This is a genomic window from Sutcliffiella horikoshii (assembly GCF_008180725.1).
GTDB classification, from domain to species: Bacteria; Bacillota; Bacilli; order Bacillales; family Bacillaceae_I; genus Sutcliffiella_A; species Sutcliffiella_A horikoshii_B.
Genome location: NZ_VTEV01000011.1, coordinates 70,010 through 77,756, shown reverse-complemented (window position 1 = coordinate 77,756; position 7,747 = coordinate 70,010). Strand labels below are relative to the sequence as shown.

General features: G+C 33.9%; 10 protein-coding genes. 8 read left to right on the top strand and 2 right to left on the bottom strand.

The window, feature by feature from the left end; genetic code table 11:
- Window positions 1-465: 465 nt before the first annotated feature.
- Together FZC76_RS20565 and FZC76_RS20560 are read left to right on the top strand one after the other, a co-directional pair.
- On the top strand, window positions 466-1,014 hold the full coding sequence (locus FZC76_RS20565) for a helicase (protein ID WP_148990024.1): 549 nt from the start codon (window positions 466-468) through the stop codon (window positions 1,012-1,014).
- 251 nt (window positions 1,015-1,265) lie between these two features.
- A complete protein-coding gene (locus FZC76_RS20560; protein WP_262372742.1) occupies window positions 1,266-1,769 on the top strand; it encodes a hypothetical protein in 504 nt (167 codons plus the stop codon).
- 214 nt (window positions 1,770-1,983) lie between these two features.
- On the opposite strand, the gene FZC76_RS20555 is transcribed toward FZC76_RS20560, so the two are convergent.
- Entirely contained in the window at window positions 1,984-2,223 is a 240-nt protein-coding gene (locus tag FZC76_RS20555; RefSeq protein ID WP_148990023.1) for a hypothetical protein, read from the bottom strand.
- Between the two features lie 603 nt (window positions 2,224-2,826).
- Here FZC76_RS20555 and FZC76_RS20550 point away from each other — a divergent pair.
- The 6 genes from FZC76_RS20550 (at window position 2,827) to FZC76_RS23290 (ending at window position 6,761) form a co-directional block, all read left to right on the top strand.
- Window positions 2,827-3,192 (top strand): hypothetical protein, encoded by a 366-nt coding sequence (locus FZC76_RS20550; RefSeq protein ID WP_148990022.1) that lies wholly within the window; start codon window positions 2,827-2,829, stop codon window positions 3,190-3,192.
- 552 nt (window positions 3,193-3,744) lie between these two features.
- A complete protein-coding gene (locus FZC76_RS20545; protein ID WP_148990021.1) occupies window positions 3,745-4,287 on the top strand; it encodes a GNAT family N-acetyltransferase in 543 nt (180 codons plus the stop codon).
- A gap of 215 nt (window positions 4,288-4,502) precedes the next feature.
- Complete coding sequence (locus FZC76_RS20540; protein ID WP_148990020.1) at window positions 4,503-5,183, top strand: YdcF family protein; 681 nt, start codon at window positions 4,503-4,505, stop codon at window positions 5,181-5,183.
- Window positions 5,184-5,421: 238 nt separating this feature from the next.
- A complete protein-coding gene (locus FZC76_RS20535; RefSeq protein ID WP_148990019.1) occupies window positions 5,422-5,838 on the top strand; it encodes a bis(5'-nucleosyl)-tetraphosphatase in 417 nt (138 codons plus the stop codon).
- Between the two features lie 201 nt (window positions 5,839-6,039).
- Window positions 6,040-6,570, top strand: a complete 531-nt coding sequence (locus tag FZC76_RS20530) for a hypothetical protein (RefSeq protein WP_148990018.1) — start codon at window positions 6,040-6,042, stop codon at window positions 6,568-6,570.
- A 41-nt stretch (window positions 6,571-6,611) separates the two neighbouring features.
- Window positions 6,612-6,761, top strand: a complete 150-nt coding sequence (locus tag FZC76_RS23290; protein WP_187442170.1) for a hypothetical protein — start codon at window positions 6,612-6,614, stop codon at window positions 6,759-6,761.
- A 375-nt stretch (window positions 6,762-7,136) separates the two neighbouring features.
- Here FZC76_RS23290 and FZC76_RS20525 read toward each other — a convergent pair whose 3' ends face one another.
- A complete protein-coding gene (locus FZC76_RS20525) occupies window positions 7,137-7,583 on the bottom strand; it encodes a hypothetical protein (protein WP_148990017.1) in 447 nt (148 codons plus the stop codon).
- Between the last annotated feature and the right edge of the window lie 164 nt (window positions 7,584-7,747).

Here is a 7,747-nt window from a genome sequence, read left to right as displayed (position 1 = left end):
TTTAGAAACATCCAGACCTACCACTGGATTCATCATCATCTCCTCCTCTTAAATATAATTAGTCGGTTGTCCCTAGAGCTGCTTGTACTGTCATAGGTTCGCTTGTTAAACGGGATCTTTGTCCCAACCAGCCTGAAACATGCTTATACAAGTAGGGAGTGAACAGTTTTGCGGACGGGATCATGTCCCACGGGCGCTACGTTCTACTCCGACTACCGCAATAATAAAACCAAATAAAAAAAGTTCAACCAGTAAAAACTGGTTAAACTTATATTACGAACGGGCGCCATTCTTGAAGAAGAATAGGTGCTCATTTTGTATTTTAGGGCCATATTCTGGGGTAAGGCTAATTGAACGAACGGAGCAGATTAGTACAACAAGGAAATCTATATAAAATTGGAGAAAAACTGTAATTATAACGATTTTTCAATAGCTTTTTACCAATTTGTAAGGGAGTGAATACGAATGCGTATAGGAAATGAGGAAACATACCCTGATGGTCCAATTATTACGAGAACGGTAGAGCTTGGTGGACTTACGAAACAGCTGCTTATACAGAGATTGCAGGAATACTCTATCCTGTTGAATGAGTATGGAGAGAGGCTATTAACTGATGCAAAATTTATGACTTCTGAAACAAAGTATAGCTTGCAGACGATTGAACTAACTGTTGCTTACCTCGGCTTCCCTGAAGGTGCTACAACTCCTCAAATCTATAAAAAAGCGAGCGAACTCGGTTTGGAATTGTGTCCACTTGAGTTGGGACCTTATCTAAGACTAGAGTATCTGGATCAACCCGAAGGGGATTCGGGGACTTCTTTACAGCAACATCAAGCTCCAACAGGATCCATAACAATAGCAACGGAGATACTAACTGAAGACGATAATTTTCCGAAAGGCTTTTACCTTAGACGAATCAACAACGAGTTGTGGCTTCGGGGCTACATTGCTGATGATTTACACATTTGGAATCCTAATGACCATTTTGTCTTTTGTCTAACAAAAAAGCTTTAACAAATGAAAATTTATTAGAGCCTCCAAAATGAATATCGATCTTCAGCGATCGTTTTTATATTGGCCAAAGAAAATATCTTATTGAAGGAATTTTAAGATTATGAAATAATTGGAATTAAGCAAACGGGGCAGGTATGTGGAAAAGGATGGCTGAGAGTATTTTATATCAATGCAAATCGTTTGATAACGAATCAATAATAATTACAGGTAGAATAATACCTCTAAGAAAATAAACTTTAGAGGTGAATTTATTGCGATTTATAATACTTTTATTTTTACTGATGCTTATTAGTAATAATCCGGCAATAGCAGCCACAAAACCACTCAATCCTTTAGAAAGCCAGTTAATGTCTTTTATGACTGGTCTGCACGCAGGCGAACCGAAACAAGCCGTTGAATTGTGGATATTAGGGGTGAATAATCGAAGCGGTGCTGTTCAATATGCGATGTTGTCCCCTTCGCTTCAAAAAGAATCAAGGAGAAAATTTGAGCAAACTCACTGGGTGACGGGTCAGTCAAGCCCTTCGGTTAGTAACTTTCGTTTTACCAAAGTAGAAAAACTTAGTGAATCCAAAATACGGTATACCGTTAAATACGATTTATGGGCATCATATGGAGATTTTGGTGGTGGGCAAAAGATTATAATCGTGGAAAAGAATTTAGAGCCATTTAGAGAGTATTGGTTTATTTCATCAATAACAACGAAATATAATCAATGGGAAGCATTTACCCCAGCCGAGACAGTATTAAAATAGCAATGCAGTTAACAATCAAATAAAGGGAGAAGTCTGTGAATAAATGTACTTAAACTAACGGGTGCTTTTCCTCAATAACGATCTTCAGCAATCGGGCGCAAGAATTGAACAAGAGAAATGGACTGTTTAAGCAGTCCATTTCTCTTGTTCTCTCATATAGTTTATAAGAAGTTTTGTTAGTTATTATGTTTAAGAATGATCCTCAGCAACACTATTATGAATAAAATACTCCCATCGTAGAAACAAATGCAATAGCTAATCCTAAAATGAATATTAGTATTCTTTTTACTAAAGTTGGTGAAAACTTAATTAGTAAATCAAATATTAGTTCAAATAAGCTAAAAGAACCGCCCATCGCCATATTATCAATAGCCTTTTTCTTACCAAACACAGAAAACCACATAAGCCAAATGCCTAAAATTGCAATAATTCCTAAAAGTATCTTTAACCACATATTGTATCTCCTAAGATGTTTTATCTTGATTTTAAATTATATAGGATTTTTAAACTAGAACCATTATTTACAAGTTAAGAATTCACTGGCAAAATACTGTAGTAAGGTGATCCAAATGAATTAGACAAATATTTCTCAAGTAGCCTGAGCATGAGTTAGGTATTAACTAGTAACTAGGGAAGGCTAATAGAATGAAACTATAAGAAGGTGTTTATGTTGTTGTTTTTACGGTTGCTTATGTATTCTTTTATTTGTGGAATACTTTTATATTTAACAATAGTTATCTTACCTGAAACAATAAACCTACCTAATACTATTTCAAAGATGTTTTTTTTCGCTATAATGATAACATTCTTTATTTTTTCTGAAGAGAAATGGTGGGTGAAATTAGGTGCGTTGTTATTAGGAGTAGTATTTTTTATGGCAATTCTCATTTTAATTTCTGCTCTAACAAACGCGGGTTTTCCTGCTTAAATACAGCATTCTCTATTCGACTAACGGTGTCTTAGCTTCATTAGGTATTAGCTCATTTGCATGCTTAAGGATAGGACAGGATAGTGAAAGATGCTATAAATAATATTGTGACTTTTAGGTGTGATAAGAATGAAAAGAAGATTAAAAAAGAAGATTGAAAATAGATATAATATTTTAAAAGAAGCAGAACGTCAAAAGCATAAGCGAAAAGGAAAACGGTGCATACAGTATGAACTTATACCAATGGGAGAAGTTGATAAATTTATTATGTTAAACGATGAAATAACACCTGACTACCCAAACGCTACACATTGGCTTTTAGACGTGTACCATTGGAAAATGAATGACATTTATCAAGTGCGAGTTTATCCTTGTTCTAAATGTGGTGGTAGTCCAACTAAATCACCTGTTCGAATGATTTTTTGTAGTGAGAATGTGTTCGAAAGAGTGGTTGAAGATATGAGAAAGGATAAGTTTTGGGATGCTGATTATTAACTATATTATTACAATGGCATTCAAGTAACGGGGGGTTTACAAAAAACAAGGAGGAACTACTGAAGCTACCAAAATATAATGTGTGCAACCATCAATTCAGTTGGAAAAGAACCTACAAATCACTTTTTGAAAGTAGGACAATACATTGTGGTGAATATGGGACAGAGCTCAAGGCAACTAATCTCGGAAAGCTCACTGCATTAGTAATAATACCAATGCTGTTAACGGGTAATGTGATTTTTAAGGAAAATTCTGATTTTTATTTTGCTATTAATTTAGGTGTAATGAATTTGTAGCTCTTTTAGTTTCATTGCTTTTACCCTATTTAGTAAAATACAGTTCAGATAAATAAGTTTGCATTTAACGTATGCATTACAACAAGCTATAAGCAATTTTAGGAATAAGCCAATATTTTAGTTATTCCCTTAAAGGGCGCCATCCTTGAATAAAAAGGATAGTACTTCTTTGTTTATAGTTCCATTTTTTTGAATAATCAATGGTAATAAGTATTGAAACCAGAATTAATTATTATTGATAGGAGAGGATGACTTCATGAATACATATTTCATCAGATTAACTGAACCTACCCAAACTCTTGTAGACGTGTTTAATCGTTGGGAAAATGACCCAACTTTAATCCCGATGACTCGCCCCAACCAAAACAAGTCAGAGTTGGAGCTCGAGAGGATAATTACCCTTGATAGCTTAACACAACGTTTGGAAAGCCATCACATTTACTTAATATATCTTGATGAACAATTGATCGGCGAAATGAACTATGTGGTCGATCCGAGCCATCTCTACAAAAAAGAGCAAGGGACCGCCTGGATAGGGATTACGATTGGTGAGTCCGAAGGTAGAGGCAAAAGGATTGGTTATGAGGCCATTCAATATTTAGAAGAACAGATTAAGAAGCAAGGTCTTAAACGCATTGAATTGGGCGTATTTGAGTTTAATATAAAGGCACAGAAGCTGTATCAGAAGCTGGACTACAAGGAAATTGGCAGAATAGAAGATTTCACCTATTGGCAAAGTAAATTGTGGTCTGATATCCGCATGGAGAAGTATTTAGGAGACAATTACAACTATATATAACAGAATCAATTAAATAATGTAGTGGGCAATTTCAATGCTAGATAATTAGTCAGCTCACTCTTCAATTATCGGGCGCGAACCTTTAACAAGGATCAGCGCTCTTTTTTTTATTTTGCCGCCAATTTACCTAAACTAACTTATTGTGGAAATAATGGAAATTTGAGATGATGTAGTAAAGATTGTTTTGAGTTCATTATGTAAAAAGGAGGTACGTTGTGGGAATACCTAAATATCCTGAAGTTCCTAAGCTTACAGATAAACAAATTGACGAGATAACAGAAATAGTGTTTTGGAAAGAGGTTGAGCCTATAAAATGCGATGCAATATTTGTGTTTGGAGGTTCACACCCTGGTAATTGGAAGAAACCTTTAGAAGCTTATCAAAAAGGTTTAGGGGACTGTATTATTGCAACTGGGGGAAGTAGTTCATCAAATCTGCGACATCCTGAATGGGGAAATATAGGTTTATCAGAAGCTGAGGTCATTGTTAAGAACTTACTTGAAAATGGTGTTCCTAAAGAAGTTATTAGTTATGAAACCACATCTATGCACTCCATTGCAAATGTAACGGAAGCCAAGAAAATATTTGATTTTACATCAATAAATAGCTTGTTATTTGTTTGTAAAAGTATCGCTACGGGTAGGCAGTACCGTACTTTATTAAAATATCTCCCGCCGAATATTAGATTTATATCGTATCCTTTTGATACAAGTTTTGATGGCCAAACGACTATAAAGAGAGATAACTGGATGCTAAATGAGAGGAATAAGTCCCTAGTGTTTGGCGAGTATTTAAGGAATATTATTTATGGAATGGAAGGGATGATAAATGCTCCTAGAAAACACGTTTCAGGACTGGAAGACATTGTTTTACAACACTATAAATCATTTGATTAATCTTGTCTCGTTAATCTAAATGAAACAAACTAAAGGCCGAATTCCAAACTTTGATCTTGAACAACTGTTCTTAATTTTGTAAATAAAGCTACGGGGCAGAAAATGAACAGGGTATTAATTGAGATTAAAGTTAATTCCAGCTGTTGTTTATAATAAGTTGTTCAGCTATCCGGTGCATTTCTTGTGAAAGAAATGCATTTTTTGTTCGATATGTTAACTTGGAGGTGGTTATATACTAATGAAAAGCGAAAGATCATGTGGTGTAATTATATATTTAGACAAACCAGACACTAGATATTTAGTTGTAAAAAGTAAAACTAATGGTCACTGGGGCTTTCCGAAAGGTCACTTAGAGGAAAATGAAACTGAGATTGATGCAGCAATAAAAGAAGTTAAGGAAGAGACTGGCTTAGAAGTTCTAATCCATGAAGATTTTAAGACAAGTGTGGAATATATGATTTCGGAAAGTGCAATTAGAAAAGAAGTAATCTTATTCTTAGGGACACCTATGAGTACCCCAGTAACCATTCAAGAAAGTGAAATTGCAATGTATAAATGGGCTACATTTACAGATACATTAAATTTGTTTGAGTATGAAAATCAAAAACAAAGCCTTAAACAAGCCCATGAATTTTTAAATAAGAAATTAGGTTAAGGAATTTTGGCTATTCCAGAATCGGGCGCAATCCATGAACAAGGATTAGCCCTTGTTTTATATTTACCAGGGTGAGAATATATTGTAGGGGTTTATAAATTATGAAATAATTGGTATTAAGACTCTGGTAGTTTAGTTAAGTAGGATAAAAAATATTAAGTTACGAGTTTTTGCTTAGATTATAACTAAGAGGTGGATGATTTGCCCAATATTGCTCTCTTAACAGTTACTCACGACCCTCAAGGGAAAAACATAAGATTATTTAAGGAACTTAAAAATGAGCTAGAGGATATTTATGAAGAATTGTTTTTGACGGTCAGTGAAGAATCCTCAATCGAGTTGATTAAGCAAATAGAAAACAGCAAATTTGCTATAAAGATCATACCCAAAAAAGGAGCAGCCGAGGCAAGGAGAGAAGTTGTGAATTTTGGACTGAATGGGGATAGTGTATTTTACCATTACTGCGACTTTGATAGGCTCTTAACTTGGGGTAAAAATCATTTGCAAGAATTAAAGAAGATTGTTTCAACTTTACCGAATCACGACTATCTTATTTTAGGTCGTACCGAAAGGGTTTTGAATACTCACCCACCTGAATGGATTGAAACTGAGAAAATCACCAACAAAGTTTGTTCCCTTGAACTGGGTTTAGATGTGGACATCACTGCTGGCGCATGTTCATTTTCAAGAAAAGCCGCTAATACATCAATAAATACTCGTTTGAAAGAATGACTGATTCTGAATGGGCAATGATAGCTCACAGAATGGCGAAATTGAAGGTAGATTATGCTCAGGTGGAAGGATTAGAATATCATGAAGAGACCAATGGATTAAATAGGGTTATTAGAGATTCTGAAAAATGGTTAGGAAGGTTAAAGCTGGCTTTGATAATAAGTGAAACTGCTATAAAGACTGGAAAATAACTAATATTCATAAATTTTTTCTTCAACTAAAGGGCGCCATTCTCGAAGAAGAAACGGTGCTCTTTTTGTATTATAGGGCCATTTTTTGGAATAAGACTTTAGATTAAAATTGGGATTTTTAGGTTATTATTGTAAGATTGTGAAGAAACGTAGCAGAATAGTTAAAAAAGTCGAGAATAGAACGATTGATATTTAAATAATATGCTGAGAGCTACACATATGTAAGATATTGCGCATTATAAATACCGTAAAATCCATTTCTGAATAATACGGTATTCTGGACACTTATTTGCTTTATATGATTGATACGTGAAATAAGAATATCAAAAATAACTCTTCTGCTTTATATAATGTACCATCTATTTTTTCAATATTTTAAGCTTTTTCATACCATATTTCAAAAACATAAGCAATTAAGGCTATTGTAAGAAAAATTAAAAATAAATTTAAACTACTTATTGTAAAGTGAGTAAATTTCCTTGTTTCAACAAATCTAAGTATCACCCAAGCACCAAACGCATCAATAACAATATTTGTTGCAAGGTATAACCAAAATTTTCTGAATGTAAAATAAAAAACCCATATTGTAGTTATGAAGAATGCGCCGTACGCAAAGCTCACATTTGTTATATATCCCCAGGGGACTATCGCTTCTTTGATTTGCCACAACTTATATGTATATCCTATTTCATAGACGATGGTTACTAATAATGCAGTAAATATTGTTACTGGCATGTACCTTTTGATACCCTCTTTTTTCATAAAAAATATTGTTAACCATGGAACAATTAATAGTAACCATAAAATCAGCTTATTGAACATTATATTCACACCACCTTATACTTCTAAATTGCATTATTAGCAAAATGTGGTGATATTATGTATTACACGTTTACTATCTAGTGACCATTAATTCTAATGAATTGTTATTACACAAGTTTTTTCTAATATGAAATTAAGTAGCACATTTATTTTTTCTTTATATT

Bases quoted from the DNA above. Each gene is read 5' to 3' on its own strand.
- FZC76_RS20550 (WP_148990022.1), top strand. From the start codon at position 2,827: ATGAAAAGAAGATTAAAAAAGAAGATTGAAAATAGATATAATATTTTA.
- FZC76_RS20565 (WP_148990024.1), top strand. From the start codon at position 466: ATGCGTATAGGAAATGAGGAAACATACCCTGATGGTCCAATTATTACG.
- FZC76_RS20535 (WP_148990019.1), top strand. From the start codon at position 5,422: ATGAAAAGCGAAAGATCATGTGGTGTAATTATATATTTAGACAAACCA.
- FZC76_RS20525 (WP_148990017.1), bottom strand. From the start codon at position 7,583: ATGTTCAATAAGCTGATTTTATGGTTACTATTAATTGTTCCATGGTTA.
- FZC76_RS20555 (WP_148990023.1), bottom strand. From the start codon at position 2,223: ATGTGGTTAAAGATACTTTTAGGAATTATTGCAATTTTAGGCATTTGG.
- FZC76_RS20545 (WP_148990021.1), top strand. From the start codon at position 3,745: ATGAATACATATTTCATCAGATTAACTGAACCTACCCAAACTCTTGTA.